Here is a 19,583-nt window from a genome sequence, read left to right as displayed (position 1 = left end):
GCACCACCATGCACGCGCGTTAAGCGCCCAACCTCAGCCAGTTCCTCAAGATCGCGACGGATGGTCATCTCGGACACATCGAGTTGTTCCGAAATTTGCTTTACCGAGGCAAAATCCATCTTGGTCACAAGGGTGACAATTGCATTTTGACGCTCTGGTTTTAGCATGACCTACTCCTCGCTCATAAAGCTGGGCATGGATCCCGTTTTGGATGCTTGTGCAATATCACGCAAAGCAGCTGCTACCGCATCTTCGGCAGACAAGCCAATATGCCAGCGAGCCATCCGAGCAACTTCGGGCATAGCATTTGCCATGGCGACCGAGTGTGGTACGGCATTAAGCAGCGTGAGGTCATTTTCTGCATCGCCAAAGGCACAGACCTCGTCCCAGTCTAGGCCCAAGGCTTTGCGCAAAACGTCAGCTCCTGTTGCTTTGTTTGTGCCACGGGGCAAGATATCAATAAGGGGAGCTGTGGGGTTGGGATAGACAAAGTCCAGCTCAGGCACCTCAGAAACCAATATTTCTTTAATGCGCGCCATACGCTCACGTGTACCCTTTATATGTACATTGGCCTTAACAATTTCATAGTCAGGCACTGCTGGACGCACACCTGTCTCTGGCCAAAAAATGTCGCTGCAAGCAGCGCGTTCCTCCTCAGAGATGCCAACGCCATAGCTCACGTCATGCTCTTCATACAACGTCAACACTGCGCCAAACTCGTCACGTAAAATCTCAGTCACACGCACCAACGCGTCATGCGGCAAAATCTCACGAGCAATGACTTCACCGTCAAGCAAAACAATCTGACCATTGCAGCAAACTGTCGTTGCGCTTGCTCTCTGATCACCACGTAGCAAGCTAGGAATTGACGAGGCCACACGACCTGTTGCCGTAGCAAAATGCAAACCTGCATCTTGCATAGCATGAATCGCTTCAACTGCCTCTGCCGTAGCTCCGCTGCCGTAGTGAACAAGCGTGTCATCAATATCTGAAAGTGCAAGCTTAATCATGAATCTTCCTTACTGAGTTTAATAATGCGTGCCTCAGTGATTTTGCCATTGGTGATTATCAAGCGCACCATAGAAGGAAAGCCGTTGCGCGGCCAAGTGGGGCTTCCTGGATTGATAAGCAGTGTGCCTGTTGTCTGATCGCGCTCTATAAAGGGACGATGAGTGTGCCCGCACACAGCAATATCGCAACTGTCTAAATCTAAGCGATATTCATAATGGCAAAGCTGCCAACGAAAGCCCTCGGACTCAAAATGAACTTGCTTCTGCACACACGGGCCATATTTTTCCCAATCGTTATTGCCCAAACACAAGTGCACAGGTGCAATATTTAAGAGTGTGCGGTAGTCAGAAGGAGAGCAGATATCTCCCGCATGAACAATAACATCAGCCCCTTGGAGCTGCTTGAGCAGTTCCTCTGAAAGCCATCCGTGGGTATCGGAGATGATGGCATATCGCATTATGTGCTCCCCCGCTTCGGCTTAGAGGCCGAGCATCCTTTTAACAGCAACTACACGGCGGCGAGACACGGGGATCTTCTTGTCTCCCACGTCCTTGAGGCCCAGTTGGACAACGCCACCCGATATAGTGACAAAATCTTGTACAAAATCAAGGTTAACGATATAGCCACGATGCACACGATAAAAGCCGTGAGGGGTCAGACGCTGCTCGAGCTTGGCCAGCGAGATTGTCGATAGATAGCGATCCGTATCAGTATAAATACAGGAGTAGTCGTCTTTGGCCTCAACGTAGCGAATCTGATTGACGGGCACCAAGACCTTATGACCACCTTTTTCCACAGGAATGCGTTCGGTGTTGATGCTATTTGCAGGTTGCACCACCGCAGTCTTAAGGCGAGCTTCAATCTTGGCAATGGCTTGCCGCAGACGGTCCATCTCAACAGGCTTCATGAGGTAATCAACAGCATCGACGCCAAAAGCCTCAACAGCATACTCGCTGTATGCCGTCACGAAAACAATTGCAGGGGGATTTTTGAGCTTATGCAATGCATCAGCAAGCTGCATGCCCGTCGTCTTGGGCATCGAGATATCGAGAAAAAGTACGTCGATATTCTCTCCCCCATGCTCGCGACTTTTGACCAGGCTTGCCACAGCTTCGCATGCGCTCGACACCTCAGAGATGGTGCCCATCTTGCCTGTCTCCTCTAGCAAGGAACGCAGCTCAAAACGAGCAGGAGCCTCATCGTCCACAATCAAAGCGCTCAGCATGCAATCATCCTCTCTATATCTGACATAGCTGGACGCAGCGAAAAATCCGATGCTAAAAACCGTGCAAACTTGTGCGCCACAGCTGTGCATGAGTCTTTATATAGTACGTCAACGACGTCAAAACGTCACTTTTGAACATTTTTCTGTTTGAATTACTATAGAATCACGCAGACTAAATCACATCAGTAAAGGTATCGCTCTTATCACTCACATCCCCACCATCATGAGGTGCAGCGTTAACCAATCTCAAAGTGACAACCGTACCTTCGCCTTCACGACTCATAATCTCAACTCCAGAACCCACGCCAAAGAAGCGCTCTATGCGCTCAGCAACATTGGAAAGAGCAACGCCAGCACCTCGGCCATGGGCACCAGGAACAATGGTAACCGTTTTGTCAGAGCTATCTAACAAGCGCGCGGCCACCTCTGCACCCATGCCCAAACCATCGTCTGCAACGGCAATCATCACGTCATCACCATCACGCACCACCTGCACATCAATATGCAGCGGACCTTCATCACGCATAGCGTGACGAACAGAATTTTCCACAATGGGCTGAATGAGAAAACCAGGGATACGAATAGCTTCGCAACCTGCTTCTATATGTTCTGTCTCGATAATACGATCTGCACCAAAGCGCGCTTTTTCAATCTTGAGATAACGTCGTGTTTGCTCTAGCTCCAACGAAAGCGGTATTAAAGAGCGAGAGCTGTCAAGCGTATAGCGATAAAACGACGAAAACTCACGCAGCAAATTACGTGCTTTAGTGGGATCAACACGTGTAAACGACGCAATGGTATTGAGCGTATTAAAGAGAAAATGCGGATTAATTTGCGCCTGTAGGGCTTTAATCTCTGCACGGGCGGTAAGTTCTGCTTGACGGTCTATTTCATAGCTATAGAGCTGAATCGAGAGCAATTCCGAAAAACCGCGCGCAATGGCAAGCTGTGTGCGATCAACATCGCGACCATGACGGAAGTAGAACTTAAGAGTACCTACCGTGCGATTTGCCACAATCAAAGGCACAATAACCCCAATGGGATGAGGCAATATACCCTGGGGTTTTGGGGGAGAATCTAAGGCATCCCATTCGGCTTTATCAATGTCAGCATAGGTCTGCATATGCCCACTCACCAGTACTTCTTGTGTGGGCGCAGAGACTGGAATATCAAGAGGAAAATCTACGCGTTCCTCTCCGACATATGCCAAAGTCGTACGCGTATCGGTCATAGAAATCGCATTTGCTTGTGTCTCAGGCAGCAAAATGCGACAGACTCGCTCGCAATTTTCAGCTGTTAGGCCACCGCTCATATAGTTAAGCGTCTTGGACGCCAAACGCAAGGTGCGCTCGGTGGCTTCGGAGCGTAGATTATCTGGCATTGCCGTTGAGGTGCCCACCAACACAATTGCCACAGCCAAGCCGCCGCCTGCAATCATCGTTGCAGCAAAATTTGCAGCGGTGATACCCCATGCAAGCAAGATAACCAAACACACAGCCACCGCGATAAAGCTGCCATGTACCAATATATCTTGATTGCGTCTAAACCAGCTGGGAACATCTGGCCATTCAGAGCTCTGCAACGAACTTATTTTGTTATTGTGAGCTTCGCTCATCTCTGCTCCTCTTCAATCTTGGGAAGCAAATCCCGAGAGGTCAACGGAGCACTTGCCATCGTATCGTCTGAGATTTTCTGATGTAATGACTGTACGGTACCTGACTGCAGAATTTTTCGAGCGATAAGCTGATCATCCCAAAGCATAGACATGACGCGCGGCCAATACGTCTGAAACTCCAAATAACGCCCTGATATGTTTTTTGCCCACTCTTGTGCTTGTTTGAGACCCTTGCGCCACACAAAGAAATACGACAGATGTTCCCGACACGTAATCGCACGACGCAATGAGGTACGAGCAATGCGGGTATAAAGCTCGTCTTCGATAAGCCATGGTGCGGGATACGGCATGAGTGAAGCAGGGCGGATTTGTCGCATGCCTATCGTGGCATTAGTGCGCTTTAGTTTGGCAACCTCATAACACCAACGATAGACATCTTGCAAAAAGAGGGCTGCATGAGAAGGAATGGGGGGCGGCAAATGGCGCACGCACCATTGTGAGTCAAACCATACGTCCATTCCATACATCCTCAGGTTCAGCAAGTAATCAAGGTCTTCCCCACGGGTAATCATGGGATCAAAAGCAACCTTTGTAAAAGCTTCTGCAGCAACAGAAAAGCAGCCCCCATAAATGGTATTTGAACGAGAAATACGGGTACCCGAGAGCACGCCACGCATCCACTGATTAAACTCGCGATGCAGACCCCAGTATCTATCGCACCAACGTGTACGACCCTCATCTGCATAAGGGGAGCCATCTTTGGTGAGGTAATAGCCCGTCTTGGCCAAAATTGGCAAACCCTGCCTATTGGCATTGCCAAGCCCATAAACCGCATCCAACAAGAAATTCTCGTCAAGAACAACTTCGTCGTCATCCAAAAAGACAACCGTATCGTGCCCCAAAACTGCAGCTACGGCCAATCCCATATTGCGAATAGCACCGTAACCGCGCAACGACAGGCAGTCTGAACGCATGCGCGGTGCGATATGTTCCACCGCTTTGCGAATACTGCGCGCTTCTGCATTGCCCACAATCAACAAATTCAAGCGGGCATGTGCGCGGCAAATACTCTCTACACGTGCGCGCGCTGCTTCCTCGCAACGCCTATCGGCCACAAGCAAAACCACCACACGCAACACACCACGCACTTGCTCGAGACTGGAAAGACAAAGCTCGAGCTCAGGCATGGGTTTCGTAACATGCGTCGCATGATCATAGCTACCAATTTCGCCCATGGCGGGCAGCCAATCGGCATCCGTCCAATATGAGGGAATGACAATGACCGGATTCAAGGACTACAACCTCTGTTCAGTCGTACGATTCATCACTACTCCTATTCTAGAGTATGAATCGCCTCTTACGCACGACACAAAGCTGAGGTTGCGCCTCTCATAGGCCTATGAGTCCTTACTCGTTGGGAAGCTTTCTGAGCATGAGCCATCCCACCACCAACAGCAAACCAATCGAGAGCACACCAATGGATGAACTGCCTGTTGCAGCAGTCACACCAGCAACAATAGCGGTACCCATAACGCTTGCGTAGCGGCCAAAGATATCGAAAAAGCCATAATACTCGTTGGATTTCTTCTTGGGGATGATCTTGCCAAAGTAGCTGCGTGACAAGGCTTGCACGCCGCCCTGAAAAAGACCGACCGTAATTGCGAGAATCCAGAACTCAAAAGCGGTCTTGAGGAAGAATGCCGCAAAAAGCACAATGCCGCAGTACGCCAAGACAGCAATGCGGATCATTTTGAGCGTGCCATACTTACCTGCTAGCATGCCATAGGCAATTGCCGAGGGAAAAGCAACAAATTGAGTGATGAGCAGAGCGAGTACCAGCTGCGTTGAGTCGATGCCAAGTGCTGTGCCATAGCTTGTAGCCATGGCAATAACCGTATGTACGCCGTCAATATAAAAGAAAAATGCCAGCATATAGGTAAGAACAATTTTGTTTTGCCCAATCTCACGCATGGTGACACCAAGCTCATAAAACGTTGCTGCCAAACCTGTCTCGCGCGCCTCACGCCAGTGGATCTGTTTGTAGCTCTTAACTAAAGGAATGGTAAAGGCCAGCCACCAAGCAGCTGTAATAACAAAGCTCAGACGAGTAGCTGTCGCCGCATCAACCAAACCTGTACGTGGTCCAGCAAAAATTAAAACCAGTGACAGAATGAAAGGCACACAAGAACCGATATAGCCCCAAGCAAACCCTGCAGAGCTGACATTATCCATGCGCTCGTCAGTGGTAACGTCCGTGAGCATTGCATCATAAAAAGTCATAGATGAATTCAATCCAATGGTACAAATGACAAACACCACAAGGAATGGTGTTGCTCCCATGGGCACCGCAAGGGCAAGACAGCCCACTAAACCCGTGAGGAAGAAACCCAAGAAAAACTTAATTTTCATATCACGGCGATCGGCAAGAGAGCCAAGCAGAGGCATCAGGATAGCTACTACCAACGAAGCAATGGTTTGGGCCAGACCCCAAAGCACTACGAGACGATCGGAGTCCCCACCCTTGAGGAGGCTATTGAAGTAGATGGGCACAACGGAGGTATTAAGCATGACGAGCGCCGAGTTACCCACGTCATAGCCGACCCAGTTACGCTCTTCACGCGTAAATTTAAAGTTCAAAAAACCTGCCATGGTTCCCCTCTCCAATTACCGACACCATTTTCATAGTACGGGTTATTTGCATGTTATATATCCACAGAACCCGTTAATCGGTAGGTAGAGTATATACGAGCAATTCTGCACACACTACTGAAGTCTCCTGCCGTCCCACGACAGCTCCCAGCACCATAACGCAGCATATGCCAAATCATATAAGCGAGGTAAAAAGAGCCCCTCCAGGTGGGAGGGGCTCTCAAACGTAGCTGATGCTACAGCGAAGTTTTACACCTCGGAGTAGACCTCCTTGAGCTTGAGCAGGTGATCATAGCGAGCCATGGCCGCCTTCTCGTTGTCCTCAAAGAGCTCTTCAGCGCGCTCGGGGAACGAACGCATCAGACCTGCATAGCGAGCCTCATTCTGCAGGAACTCCTGATAACCACCCTTAGGAGCCTTGGAGTCAAGAGAGAACTTCTTGCCCTCGGGAGCTGAGGGGTTGTAACGGAAGAGGTTCCAGTAACCACACTCGACCGCGCGCTTCATCTCCTCCTGGCAGTGCTGCATACCACCCTTCTTGATGGAGTGGAGCTCGCATGGGCAGTAGCCGATGATAAGGGATGGGCCATCATAGGCCTCGGCCTCTTTGAGAACCTTGAGAAGCTGCATGGGGTTGGCGCTCATGGCAACCTGTGCAACATAGACATAGCCATAGGTCATCTCAATCTCAGCCAAGCTCTTCTTCTTGACCTCCTTGCCTGCTGCGGCAAACTGACCAAGCTGACCCAAGTTAGAGGCCTTGGAAATCTGACCACCCGTGTTGGAGTAAATCTCGGTATCAAAGACGAAGACGTTAACGTTGTTGCCAGAAGCAAGAACGTGATCCAAGCCACCAAAGCCAATGTCATAGGCCCAGCCGTCGCCACCAAAGATCCAGAAGCTCTTCTTGGTGAGGTACTGCTTGTTGGCAATAATGCGCTTTGCCTCGGGGGTATCCACATCTTCAAGCAAGGCAAGCAGCTCGCGAGCAGCAGACCTGCTGGTCTCATAATCGCCACGGCTATCTAGCCAGAGCTGAGCCGCTGCCTTGAGACCTTCGGAAGCATCAGAAGCAATAATTGCCTCGGCATCGCTTACAAGCTCCTGCTGGATTGCCTGATAGCCGAGATACATACCCAGGCCGTGCTCTGCATTGTCCTCAAACAAGGAGTTATTCCAAGCAGGACCATGACCCTGACCATTGACGGTATACGGAGACACGCCGCCGGGGTTGCCCCAAATGGAAGAGCAGCCAGTAGCGTTAGAGATAAACATATGGTCGCCGTAGAGCTGGGTAATAAGGCGTGCGTAAGCAGTCTCAGCACAGCCTGCGCAAGAACCAGAGAACTCAAGGAGAGGCCTGTGGAACTGGCTACCCTTTACATTGTCTGCAAAGAGCTCGGGCTTCTCAGCAACATGTGCCACACCGTAGTCAAAGCTTGCCTGCTCAACAGCCTCGTCAGCCTGTGGCACCATCGTAAGAGCATCAACCGGGCAAATCTTAGCGCAGTTGGTGCAGCCCATGCAGTCAAGCGGAGACACGGTGATGGCAAACTTCAAGCCATCCATACCCTTGCCCTTGGCGTCAACCATACGCATGGTCTCGGGTGCAGCTGCAACTTCTTCGGCGTTAAGCGCAAACGGACGAATGGTTGCATGAGGGCATACAAAGCCGCACTGGTTGCACTGGATGCACTTGGTCTCGTCCCAGTGAGGCACGATAACTGCTGTGCCACGCTTCTCGTACTGAGAAGCACCAGTTTGCCACGTACCATCTGCGTAGGGCATAAATGCAGAAACAGGCAGGCTGTCACCATCCATGAGGTTAACTGGCGTAGTAATAGCCTTGACCTGAGCGACGATTGCGTCACGACCAGTCAGCTGAGCCTCAGGCGCGTCATCGGTAGCGTTGGCCCAATCTGCAGGAACATTAAACTTCACAAAGGCGGTAGCGCCAGCATCAATTGCCTTGTGGTTGGACTCAACGATAGCCTGGCCCTTCTTGGAGTAAGACTTTGTAGCCGCATCCTTCATATACTGGAGGGCTTCCTCGGCGGGAAGAACCTTGGCCAGTGCAAAGAAGGCGGATTGCAGCGTCGTGTTGGTGCGCTTGCCCATGCCAACCTTCTCGGCAAGGTCGATAGCGTCAATCAAATAAACCTGAATGTTGTTCTCAGCAATGTAGCGCTTTGCTGCTGCATCAAGGTGCTTGCCCAAATCTTCGGGAGCCCACTGAGAGTTAATCAGGAAGATACCGCCAGGCTTGACGTCCTGGACCATCTTGAAGCCCTTATCAATATAGCTGGGATTGTGGCAAGCGACAAAGTCCGCCTTGGTAACGTAGTAGGGCGAACGGATGGGGTTGTCACCAAAGCGCAGGTGGCTGAGGGTAACGCCGCCGGTCTTCTTGGAGTCATACTGGAAGTAAGCCTGAACATATTTATCGGTGTGGTCACCAATAATCTTGATGGAGTTCTTGTTTGCACCAACAGTACCGTCGCCGCCAAGGCCCCAGAACTTGCACTCGATAGTACCTTTTGCCGAGGTATTAGGAGCGTGGGGATCCATGGGAAGAGATAGATTGGTGACATCGTCAACGATGCCAATGGTGAACTCACGAGCAGGCTGATCCTTCTTGAGCTCTTCAAAGACGGAGAAGGCTGCCGCAGGAGGCTCATCCTTGGAGCCAAGGCCATAGCGACCGCCAACAACAGTGAGGTTAGCCATGCCAGCCTCATATAAAGCGGTAACAACATCCTCATAAAGAGGCTCACCAATAGAGCCAGGCTCCTTGGTACGGTCAAGAACAGCAATCTTTTTGACTGTCTTGGGAAGAACGCTGGTGAAGTGGCTGATGGAGAAGGGGCGGAAGAGATGAACCTCAACCAAGCCAACTTTCTCGCCGTGCGCATTGAGATAATCGATGACTTCCTTGAGCGTGTCGCAGAAAGAGGCCATGCAGATGACAACACGGTCAGCATCCTCGGCACCGTAGTAATTAAATAGACCGTAGTCAGTGCCGAGCTTAGCGTTGATCTGCTTCATATAGTCTTCGACGATAGCAGGCAGTGCATCATATGCACCGTTAATAGCCTCGCGATGCTGGAAGTAGATATCGCCATTCTCGTGACTACCACGTGCGGTGGGGTGCTCGGGGTTCAGCGCATGATCGCGGAAAGCCTGAACAGCGTCCATATCTACCATATCCGCAAGCTCAGAAAAGTCCCAAGTAGCAACCTTCTGAATCTCATGACTGGTACGGAAGCCGTCAAAGAAGTTTAAGAATGGCAGACCGCCCTTGATGGCTGCAAGGTGAGCCACAGGAGCAAGGTCCATGACCTGCTGGACATTACTCTCGGCGAGCATAGCAAAGCCAGTCTGACGTGCAGACATAACGTCCGAATGATCACCAAAGATGTTCAGGGCATGCGTTGCAACCTGACGAGCAGAAACATGGAAAACGCTCGGCAGACGTTCGGCAGCAATCTTGTACATGTTTGGAAGCATCAGCAACAGGCCCTGCGATGCCGTATAGGTAGTCGTCAGTGCGCCGGTGCCCAAAGAACCGTGAACGGTGCCAGAAGCGCCGGACTCAGATTGCATCTCGATAACCTTGACTGGGGAGCCAAAGATGTTTTTGAGACCCTGTGCTGCCCACTGGTCAACATGGTCGGCCATGGGGCTAGACGGAGTAATCGGGTAGATGCCCGCTACCTCCGTAAAGGCATACGACGCCCACGCCGCCGCCTCATTACCGTCCATAGACTTAAAAGATCGAGCCATGGTACTCCTCTCCTAGTACTATCCGAACGAACTTTTATTCGCCCGGCCTAATCCCCCATACACTACGGCATCCGTCGTAGTGTCTAAATATGCAGAACGCACAAGAAGCGCTTCTACTCTTACATGCCTGAGTTGCCTGCACTATATATGTGCGCTGCATATATACATAATAATGTAATAAACCATTTTGCACCTCAGCTAAAGTCTAAACTGCGCTTTATATGAGAATATTTTGCCTGTTAAATGCCCTATATTTAGTAGGAATTAAAATATTCCCAGCGTGTCTGCTTGCCCCCCAGATAAAATCAGCTCAAACAATATGCAGCCTTTGCGAAGGAAATCTGAATCGCGAAAAAAGTTAACTAAAGCTTGCGAGCAGTTTTTGATAGTCTGCCGCCATTTGCTTGGCACAGTTGCCGAGTTTTCCCGCAGCGGCCACAACGCCGTGCTCGTCGGACACCAAAAACACTTCGTCAGCTGTGGTAAGGGTTTGGGCATCAGCAATTTGCGCTTCATACGTAAACTGCAGGTGGTGAGCCGCCATAAGATCGCTTACCAAAGAGGTGGCGCCCGCAAGCTTCTCGGCTGGATCAAGATAGGAGGTAATCTGTCCTGCTGTTACCACCCAGAGAGTCTCAGGCGCAACAGCTGTACGTGAAGCTTCTGTCTGAGCCTGCATCGCACGCTGGAGCAAGGCATTAGTGCTGGTATCACCCAAGGCTTTGTAGGGCCCCACACTCATTGCAGCCTGACCTTCTTCGTCAACTACCACCATGAGCACCCCGTCGGGATTGGCGGCAGCCCCATCAGCTAGGGTCCATTCAAGGTGTTGCTTTGCCCAGGAAACCAAAGCGGGGTCAACACCGCGTTGGGAAAAGGCGCGTAGATGGCGATTTTCGAGTGGCAGACCTCCATTTGCCAAGCGCCAACGGCAAATCAGTGAGGGTGTTTCCAGCTCAAACGTCATATTCAGCTCCTATATCTCAAGCAGTGCCTTTTGTAATATATCTCGCATCTAAGCTAGTGTCTCTTGCAGCGTATTTCTCGCATCTAAGCTAGTGTCTCTTGCAACGTATTTCTTGTCATGCAAAAGGGCGGAGCCACACATCATAGCTCCGCCCCGCGTTTCTTGGTAAAACTTAGTGCCTAAAGTGGCGCCTGCCCGTAAAGACCATCGTGATGCCATATTCATCACAAGCAGCGATGGATTCATCGTCACGAATGGAGCCGCCTGGCTGAATAATCGCCGTCACCCCATGCTGAGCGAGCAAATCGACACTATCTCTAAAGGGGAAGAACGCATCAGACGCAGCCACGAGATTTTCAGGAGCAACACCCATGCGCTTACAAGCTGCCTCAGCGCGCTCACAAGCCATCAGCGCCGAATCAGAGCGGTTGGGCTGACCTGGTCCCATACCAATACCCGCACGATCTTTGGCAACAAGAATCGCGTTGGACTTAACGGTCTTGCAAACCTTCCAAGCAAAGAGCAAATCTTCCCACTCGGCGTCAGTCGGCTTGCGTTTGGTAGGCACCTCGAAAGTCGCAGGATCCTCATCAACACGGTCAGTTTCTTGGACAAGCAAAGCACCGTCAATTGTACGCATCTCCAGAGAGACGCCCGCATCAACACCACCCGTCTCAAGCACACGGAGGTTTTTGCGTTTGGACAGACGCTCAAGGGCTTCGGGGCTATAGCTAGGAGCAATCAACACCTCAACGAACTGCTTGTTCACGTCGGCAAAATGCTCAACTAACGATAGGGGGACCTCGCGATTGACCGCAATAATACCGCCAAAAGCGCTCTTAGGATCGCAGGCAAAGGCACGATCGTAAGCCGCCGTTACGTCAGCTGCTACAGCAGATCCGCAGGGGTTTTGGTGCTTGAGAATGATAACAGCAGGCTCCTCAAACTCACGCACAGCAGCCCAGGCAGCATCAGTATCCAAAAAGTTGTTGTAGCTCAGCTCCTTGCCCTGAATCTGACGAGCCATACCAAGGGAGTGAGCCGGGGCGTCAGGCAGATGATAAACCGCTGCAGACTGCTGGGGGTTCTCGCCATAACGCAGGTTTTGTTGTTTGGTGGCGGTCACCGTCAATGTCTGCGGGAAATCAAACTCAATTGAGCTATCAAAACTTGCAACTTTGTTGTCGTTCGATACTTGGCTTGCGAGATATTCTGCTATAGCGCTGTCGTAACGTGAGGTCGTCTGAAAGACTTTGAGAGCCAGTTGACGGCGGGTCTCAAGGGTAGTCACGCCATTATTTGCACGCATCTCATCAAGAATTCGATCGTAATCAGCAGGATCAGATACAACAGTCACAAAGTCATTATTTTTTGCGGCAGAACGCAGCATGGAAGGGCCACCAATATCAATGTGTTCGATGGCGTCTGCAAAGGTAACATCGGGCTTGGCAACGGTTTTCTCAAACTCATAGAGATTAACGACAACCATATCAATCATTTCGATGCCATTGGCTTTGGCATCTGCCATGTGTTGCTCATCGTCTCGGCGGCAGAGCAGGCCGCCATGAACACGTGGATGCAGTGTTTTGACACGACCTCCCATCATCTCGGGAAAGCCCGTATAGTCATCGATAGCGGTAACCTTTACACCACCATCCACCAGCGCTTTTGCAGTACCTCCCGTAGAGATGACCTCAACGCCAAACTCGTCAGCGAGCGTTTTGACAAACTCAACCACGTCCGTTTTATCGGTTACTGATACAAGCGCCCTTTTGATGGGACGTTCTGACATAGACCCTCCCCAGTTTTGGTGCTTACCGTGACAAAATAAAGATACACCGAATAAGATTGCTTGGCTTCCTAAGAGCAGAAATAATGCTCACACATCATGACGGCTCAGAATAAGGTATCTTCAGTTCGCCAAGCAGAAGCTCTCATCTGCATCGTCACAAGAATGCCTATGTCAGTTCATTAAATAAGGACAGACCTAAGCTTATAATTCCGTAATAAGTGTCGCACTATCGCACTCGATTGGTTGTTTACCACAGGGGTTTATTCCAGTGGACCAATAAGTTTTAGTATTATCAAATCCGACAATAAGGTGCTTATTATCATACGTTGACCAACTATCGCTGCTCATTGCTATCAAGAATGTTTTACGATTCCCTGTGATAGGATCAGGATCATCGGGCTCCACCCACGCAAGTTCTTGAGGTGTGTCTAAAACAAAAATAGTGCATTTTTTTTCTTTAAAATTAGAAGAATTAGTAGTAAACAGCGATTTTCTAATGCTAGCTGCCTCATCTTCTGTATAGAATCCGTTTTGGACACAATAGTTTACGATTTCATCGTTAGTCATTGTCTTAATCGTCCCAGTTAAGGCGGTTAGACCCTTAGATTTTGCATCTGCAATGGCCTTATCGTGTACATCATTGGATGTTGGTACTTCATCTGTAGCACTTGCCTCTAAAGCACTTTCCACGAGTTTATCTATGGGTGATAAATCGTTGATAGAAACAAATTCTAGCTCCGCTATTTTATCCTGGGAAAGTGTTTGCTCAGTGCCCGACATGGTTCCATTTTGAAAACTATAGAGAGTATTTGTATCAGGTCGAGCTTCCGAGCTGGCATGATGATGTACAGCATACAAGCCATTTCCGTCCTCAACTCCGTAGAGCAGCACGTTGCCCCACAATGCATGAGTTAGCCGCTGTACTTCAATTGTTCCTGATATTTCCTGTATACCCGACCCATCGGCAGTTGTGGTCCATACACGCACAGCACTATTTGGTCCGCCGAGCTCATTGTAATTTTCTGCCGAAACAACCATATCGGGAATGCCGTCTGCATTAACGTCTTGCAAAGCATAGGTATACTCAGCGGAATTTTCAGGAATGCCTTCTCCAAAATCATACGAAGAAACTTCACTTAAAAGGTCGCGGTAAAGCAAAGCTGTCTGCTTCACAACAATCGTTTTGACTGCCTTTTCTACTTTTGCCGAATCAAAGCCACCATTACTAGCCACCTGCTTTGCCCTAGTAATATCATCTTTGGTAACCTCCTCAGGAGGTTTAACACTACACTCAATCTGGCAATCGGCAGAGTCAGAGGTTTTTTCCGAAAGATTAAACTCCACAGGCTCGCTTAACTCATATATATCGCCTGACATCAACAAGGGGCTCGCCTCAAGCCTAATCTTATAGTTGCCTTGCTCAAGCTCTATATCAGGCTGCTCAGTATCAATGTAGTAAAGCTTATTAAAATCCTTACCGCCTATTGTTTTACCCGATATACGAAGAGGAATTTTAGAATCAGTGTCACTATGGTAGTTGGGAGCAATAATTTTAAGGCTTACCTGTTGCTTGGGAGCCGCAGGGCTCACTTGCTGCTTTTGAGCTGTAAAGGGATTTGGAAGGGCGCCCCCGTGAATAAGGACAACAACTACAGCAGCAGCCGCAAGCACAGAAAGCCCAACTACACCAAAAAGAAGTCGCGATCGAGACTTAACTTTTTTATCATTACCCGCCTTGGAGGCGTTGTCCAACTTCCTCGCTGCGGTTTCTTTTGACTCTTCACTTTGTTTTACTGCATTTTTTTCTGCAGGAGCTTGCAGTGTGTCATCACTATCTTTCTTTGGACGCGTATCCTCTAGATACTTTCCGCAATTAGTACAAAATGAACAACCATCTTGTATCTCTGCACTGCAATATGGACAACGCATACAGATCCCCTTTTTTTGTAAATAAAAGCAAATTGCTCTAAAAAGAGTAGAGTAAACGGTTTAGTTCTGTTTTGATTCAGAACCACCACTATAGACGCAAATTAGATGCTTATGCTGGTGACAAAATTTTGTAAGGAATGCGCACCAAAGAATTAGGAAATGTAAAGGACGCTTTCTTTCTGTTCATGATGGCAGGAGATAAAACCGCATAACCCTGCTGTGCACTTGCAGCAGACGAGCTCACAATTCTAATTGTTTCGCCTGAGGCCAAGTTGAGTGAGATACCCTTGGGCGAGCGCACCATTCTAATTGCAAAGTAGATAGCTTCGGCAATAAGGAGCAAGACGCCCACAGGTAAGTTGACAAATAAAAGTGCTATACCAGCGACAATAATAATTAAATCCTTGAGCCCAATTCTGGGTGAATACGACCATGGAATTATCGCGACAATTCCATCAATTGGCAATGTAATACCTGGTAAAACAACACCGTTGTCTGTAACTTCGACAGTTATACTTCCTTTTGCGGGCGATACCATATGAGCGAATGCATCCGCTCCTTTCTGTCCCAAATGTTGTGCTGCTAACATTGCATCTTGCCCCTCTGCCATGGGAAAACCACCATTTGTCATGTCAGCCTGAGGGTCGGTAAGAGCTGGGTTTGACGTTGTTTCAGGAGTAGGAGCGCTAAAGGCTTCTGTTTTGCTTGTAGCTACAGCAGCACCACAAGCACCACAAAACTTTGCACCATCATCTATTTGAGATCCGCAATTTGAACAAAACACGACAACCATCTCCCTGTTTTAAAAGAAGTTCAAGCCGCTTTTTTAATCTCTCTCTCGCTCGGAAATGTCAAACTAAATTTCATCTTTTTGCGGTTGAGAGCACGTTTTGTGCTCTATCTAGCATATGTTCAATGCATCTTCTTTTGGGAATTCTCTGCCCTCAGTTAAAATGAGAGCGCTATTTAGCAAATAACAGATAACACAAACGAGCTTCTCAAGAGGATTATTCATGGACACACAACAAGACGTTGTTATGCGCGCTTTCGATGTAGAGCATGACTTTGATGCAGCGTGGAATCTTATGAGATCTACCTGGTATCGTGACGTAGATCCAACAATTGCCACAGCTCTCTCGGGCGATGAAATCTGTTTTTATCTCGTACGAGCAACATTTGCGGTGAGCGCATGGCGTGGTGGGGAGCTGCTCGGCTTTACGTTTGCTCGCCATGGCCTGCCAAGTGCTGCCCAGCAGGCAAATTGGGATAGAGCGCGAACGCTGGTAAACCAGCAATATGGTGAAGTGCTGGCGGCCATTCCCGATGAGGAAGGCTACCAATGCGAGATTGACGCATATCGTCAGATGCTCGCTCAAGCGCAGCTCAAAGAAGATGACAGCGTGCTCTTGCTTGTAGTCAGTCCTGCAGCGCGTGGACTTGGGCTTGGAAAGAAGCTCTTTACTGGAGCGCTTGATTACTTGCGTGGTGCGGGAGCAAAGAGCGCCCATCTTGTCACAGATACCGATTGCGACTGGAGCTTCTACGATCATCTAGGGCTTACGCGCTTGGCTGAGCGACATAATGATTCACCCACAGCCCTGCAATCAGACGGGTACTTCTTGTATGGCTACAGCTTTGAGGACGACAGCCTTTCGTTTTGAGTGCCACTCATCTCCGCCACCTTTGCCATAGCTACAAAAAAGCCTCGCCGCGGGGGAAGCGGCGAGGCATGAAGAGGTATGAGACCGTAAGCTTATGCGTGGATGCGAGTGCCGGAAAGACCAGCCATAGCCTCAGCTGCCTTCTCGAGGGAGCCGATGATGCAAACGCGGCCAGGACGGCTCTCTGCAAACTTGATACCAGCCTTGACCTTAGGCTCCATGGAACCCTTACCAAACTGACCCTCCTCGACATACTTCTTGGCCTCTTCAACCGTAATGTCGGTGAGATCCTTCTGGTCGGGTTTACCAAAGTTAATAGCAACATGATCAACGGCGGTCAACAACACGAGGACATCAGCAGAGCAATCCTCGCCGAGGAGCTCGCCACCCATATCCTTGTCGATAACAGCAGCCTGGCCTTTGTAGGCACCCTTGTCACTGTAGTCGCGGACAACAGGGATGCCGCCGCCACCGCAGGCGATGACGATGAAGCCGTTATCAAGTAGATTCAAGATGCTCTCGTACTCAACAATCTTCTTGGGCTCAGGAGATGCGACCACACGACGATAGCCGCGGCCAGAGTCCTCAACAAAGACCATATCGGGATGAGCTGCCTTCTCGGCCTCTGCCTGCTCTTTGGTAAGGAAAGCGCCAATGGGCTTGGTGGGGTTTTGGAATGCAGGATCGTCGGGATCAACCTCGATCTGGGTCACAACGGAAGCGACATGCCAACGCTTGTAAGCCTTGTGCATGGAAGCACCAATGGCCTGCTGCAGGTGATATCCGATGTAGCCCTGAGACATAGCACCACACTCGGGAAGATCCATGGTCGGAATCTTGGGGTCAGTCTGATTTGCAAAGGTGAATGCTTTCTGAATCATGCCTACCTGAGGACCATTGCCGTGGGTAATGATGATTTCATTGCCCTGCTCAATAACCTTAAGCAGAGTGGGAGCGGCCTCACGGACACGACGAATCTGCTCTTCAGGGGTATCACCGAGAGCGTTGCCACCAAGGGCGATAACAACGCGGTTAGGCTTGCCGTACTTCTCGCTCATGTTCTCTCCTATCTAGCGCGTGTAGACAACAGCAATAATTGCTGCAGACCTTAACAGACTGCGCAATCTTAGCGCGCAATCCATAAAGATGTGTGGCGATAATATCGCATTCTCTAAACGGTATATTTTACAATCCTAATGGTAGTTGGGTATGCCGCTAAAATATTGAATGGATATATATAGATAATCATACACTTAAATAAATGTTACAGAAATATTTCGTGCACCTATAGCCAATTCTATGCAAAAATGTTTTGTTCAATAAAACTAAGGTGCAAAAATGGCTTATTTTTCTTCTCCTCAAAACCTTACCTTTGCTTCCACAACGGGAAACGCACATGCCTTTGACGCAACAGCGCCTATGCCACCCAAACTCGTAGGAAGGTTTGCACCAACACCTTCAGGACGCATGCATTTGGGTAATGTGTTTTCTGCCTTACTTGGATGGCTTGCCGTGCGTAGTGCTGGTGGAAAGATGGTATTGCGCATTGAGGATCTTGACCCTCGCGCACAACAATCTAAGCTAGCAAGACTGATAATGGATGATTTGCAATGGTTGGGTCTAGATTGGGATGAAGGCCCTGCTTATCAAAGCGAACGCAAGCAGCTCTACGAAAACGCTCTTGAATTACTCAAAAGTCGCAAGCTGGTCTATCCCTGCTTTTGCAGTCGAGCAGAACTACATGCCGCAAAAGCTCCCCACACCTCAGATGGCACCTACATCTATCAGGGAACCTGCCGCAATCTCTCCCCTGCTGAAATCGCAGAAAAATCTCGTCGCAAAAGTCCTGCGTATCGCCTACGCGTACCTGAGCTAGGTAACCAAAAAGAACAGGTTGACTTTGATGATTTGATTTGGGGCCATCAAGAGGAATGTCTTGCACAAGAGTGTGGCGATTTTCTAGTTCGGAGAAGTGATGGGGTCTTTGCCTACCAACTAGCAGTTGTTGTAGATGATGGGGCCGCAGAGGTTAACTTAGTTGTGCGTGGTCGAGATTTGCTGGGCTCGGTTGCGCGACAAACGTATCTTGCAAAGCTTTTAGAGCTGCCCGTCCCTCGCTATGCACATGTTCCCCTGCTGATTGCTCCTGATGGACGGCGCCTTTCAAAACGTGAAAAAGATTTAGATGTGGGATTTTTACGTGCAAAAGGGGTGAGCCCTGCTCGTCTGATGGGTGGCTTGACAGCGCTCGTTGGACTTGTGCCACCAGGAACTGAGGCTCTACCTGTAGATTTATGTCAATATTTTGATTGGACTACGCTTCGAAAGCATTGTAGAGATATTGTCATAAATGATGAAGTCCTGCAGAGCTTGGGCATTTATCGATAATTTGCGCATTGTCACACTATGCAAAAGCCAAAAATGCGGTAACATGCTCTAGCACATGGAGAGCTGGCCGAGTGGCTGAAGGCGCACGCCTGCTAAGCGTGTATAGGGCTTAACCCTATCTGGGGTTCAAATCCCCAGCTCTCCGCCAGAACATTACAGACCTCTATCAACGTTTCCGCTGGTAGAGGTCTTATTTTATGTAATTTGAATGTGTAGGAATTATGTATAAGGCGCATATATCTGGCCAGTAATTGCCCAGTAAATAGCACATGCTTAACCCGTGCTACTCCAATGAGATGGCTAGTTGCCATGAAAAGACGCTTTTTTTGAGCACGTAAGTTTTGCTAGTTGGAGGATAGGTAGGATACAAACCACAGATGGTTCGAGTTTCGAAGTCGGCAAGCATAAAACCGCAGGTCAGATTTTCCTCTCGTCCGACAAACGAACCATCTATCGGTAAGCAGCTCGACAAACGAACCATCTATGGGACATGATGAGGCTTCCTCAAAAGATGGTTCGAGTTTCGAAGTCGGCAAGCATAAAACGGGGGTGCGCCCCAAATA

General features: G+C 49.3%; 15 protein-coding genes and 1 tRNA gene. 3 read left to right on the top strand and 13 right to left on the bottom strand.

Features of this window, described 5'->3' with window-relative positions; translation table 11 throughout:
• The 12 genes from Q0X25_RS08515 to Q0X25_RS03465 all read right to left on the bottom strand — a co-directional run.
• A partial coding sequence (locus Q0X25_RS08515) for a DeoR family transcriptional regulator (protein WP_367270387.1) occupies positions 1–167 on the bottom strand: 167 nt, incomplete at its 3' end.
• 3 nt (positions 168–170) lie between these two features.
• Positions 171–1,010 carry an HAD family hydrolase gene (locus Q0X25_RS03515; protein ID WP_298579067.1) on the bottom strand — a complete coding sequence of 280 codons (840 nt, stop codon included), beginning with the start codon at positions 1,008–1,010 and terminating at the stop codon, positions 171–173.
• The gene (locus Q0X25_RS03510) at positions 1,007–1,468 is read right to left on the bottom strand and encodes a metallophosphoesterase family protein (protein WP_298579065.1); all 462 of its coding nucleotides are present in this window, start codon (positions 1,466–1,468) and stop codon (positions 1,007–1,009) included. Before Q0X25_RS03510 ends, Q0X25_RS03515 begins: the two co-directional genes overlap by 4 nt.
• 21 nt (positions 1,469–1,489) lie before the next feature.
• Entirely contained in the window at positions 1,490–2,236 is a 747-nt protein-coding gene (locus Q0X25_RS03505) for a LytTR family DNA-binding domain-containing protein (protein ID WP_298579064.1), read from the bottom strand.
• Between the two features lie 172 nt (positions 2,237–2,408).
• Positions 2,409–3,851 (bottom strand): histidine kinase, encoded by a 1,443-nt coding sequence (locus Q0X25_RS03500; RefSeq protein WP_298579063.1) that lies wholly within the window; start codon positions 3,849–3,851, stop codon positions 2,409–2,411.
• Entirely contained in the window at positions 3,848–5,143 is a 1,296-nt protein-coding gene (locus Q0X25_RS03495) for a glycosyltransferase (protein ID WP_298579062.1), read from the bottom strand. The genes Q0X25_RS03500 and Q0X25_RS03495 overlap by 4 nt, the downstream gene beginning before the upstream one ends.
• A 115-nt stretch (positions 5,144–5,258) precedes the next feature.
• Positions 5,259–6,500 carry an MFS transporter gene (locus Q0X25_RS03490; protein WP_298579061.1) on the bottom strand — a complete coding sequence of 414 codons (1,242 nt, stop codon included), beginning with the start codon at positions 6,498–6,500 and terminating at the stop codon, positions 5,259–5,261.
• Positions 6,501–6,749: 249 nt separating this feature from the next.
• Positions 6,750–10,283, bottom strand: coding sequence for a pyruvate:ferredoxin (flavodoxin) oxidoreductase (gene nifJ, locus Q0X25_RS03485; protein WP_298579060.1), 3,534 nt, complete (start codon positions 10,281–10,283; stop codon positions 6,750–6,752).
• 358 nt (positions 10,284–10,641) lie between these two features.
• Positions 10,642–11,250: a hypothetical protein gene (locus Q0X25_RS03480; protein ID WP_298579059.1), complete on the bottom strand. Its 609-nt coding sequence runs from the start codon at positions 11,248–11,250 to the stop codon at positions 10,642–10,644.
• A 172-nt stretch (positions 11,251–11,422) separates the two neighbouring features.
• Positions 11,423–13,042, bottom strand: coding sequence for a bifunctional phosphoribosylaminoimidazolecarboxamide formyltransferase/IMP cyclohydrolase (gene purH, locus Q0X25_RS03475; protein ID WP_298579058.1), 1,620 nt, complete (start codon positions 13,040–13,042; stop codon positions 11,423–11,425).
• 201 nt (positions 13,043–13,243) lie between these two features.
• Positions 13,244–14,971, bottom strand: a complete 1,728-nt coding sequence (locus Q0X25_RS03470) for a zinc ribbon domain-containing protein (protein ID WP_298579057.1) — start codon at positions 14,969–14,971, stop codon at positions 13,244–13,246.
• 109 nt (positions 14,972–15,080) lie between these two features.
• Positions 15,081–15,764 carry a zinc ribbon domain-containing protein gene (locus tag Q0X25_RS03465; protein WP_298579056.1) on the bottom strand — a complete coding sequence of 228 codons (684 nt, stop codon included), beginning with the start codon at positions 15,762–15,764 and terminating at the stop codon, positions 15,081–15,083.
• A 220-nt stretch (positions 15,765–15,984) separates the two neighbouring features.
• On the opposite strand from Q0X25_RS03465, the gene Q0X25_RS03460 reads away from it, so the two are divergent.
• Positions 15,985–16,632 (top strand): N-acetyltransferase, encoded by a 648-nt coding sequence (locus tag Q0X25_RS03460; protein WP_298579055.1) that lies wholly within the window; start codon positions 15,985–15,987, stop codon positions 16,630–16,632.
• Positions 16,633–16,724: 92 nt separating this feature from the next.
• Here Q0X25_RS03460 and arcC read toward each other — a convergent pair whose 3' ends face one another.
• Positions 16,725–17,690 (bottom strand): carbamate kinase, encoded by a 966-nt coding sequence (arcC, locus tag Q0X25_RS03455; protein WP_298579054.1) that lies wholly within the window; start codon positions 17,688–17,690, stop codon positions 16,725–16,727.
• 280 nt (positions 17,691–17,970) lie between these two features.
• Here arcC and gluQRS point away from each other — a divergent pair, with 280 nt between their 5' ends.
• Together gluQRS and Q0X25_RS03445 are read left to right on the top strand one after the other, a co-directional pair.
• Complete coding sequence (gene gluQRS / locus Q0X25_RS03450; protein WP_367270386.1) at positions 17,971–19,020, top strand: tRNA glutamyl-Q(34) synthetase GluQRS; 1,050 nt, start codon at positions 17,971–17,973, stop codon at positions 19,018–19,020.
• A 57-nt stretch (positions 19,021–19,077) separates the two neighbouring features.
• Positions 19,078–19,168: transfer RNA gene (locus tag Q0X25_RS03445), tRNA-Ser, on the top strand.
• Positions 19,169–19,583 lie beyond the last annotated feature (415 nt).

The sequence above is a fragment of the uncultured Olegusella sp. genome, from assembly GCF_947253395.1.
Classification (GTDB): Bacteria; Actinomycetota; Coriobacteriia; order Coriobacteriales; family Atopobiaceae; genus Olegusella.
The sequence above is the reverse complement of the archived record's forward strand: the minus strand, read 5'-3'. Positions and strand labels throughout refer to the sequence as shown.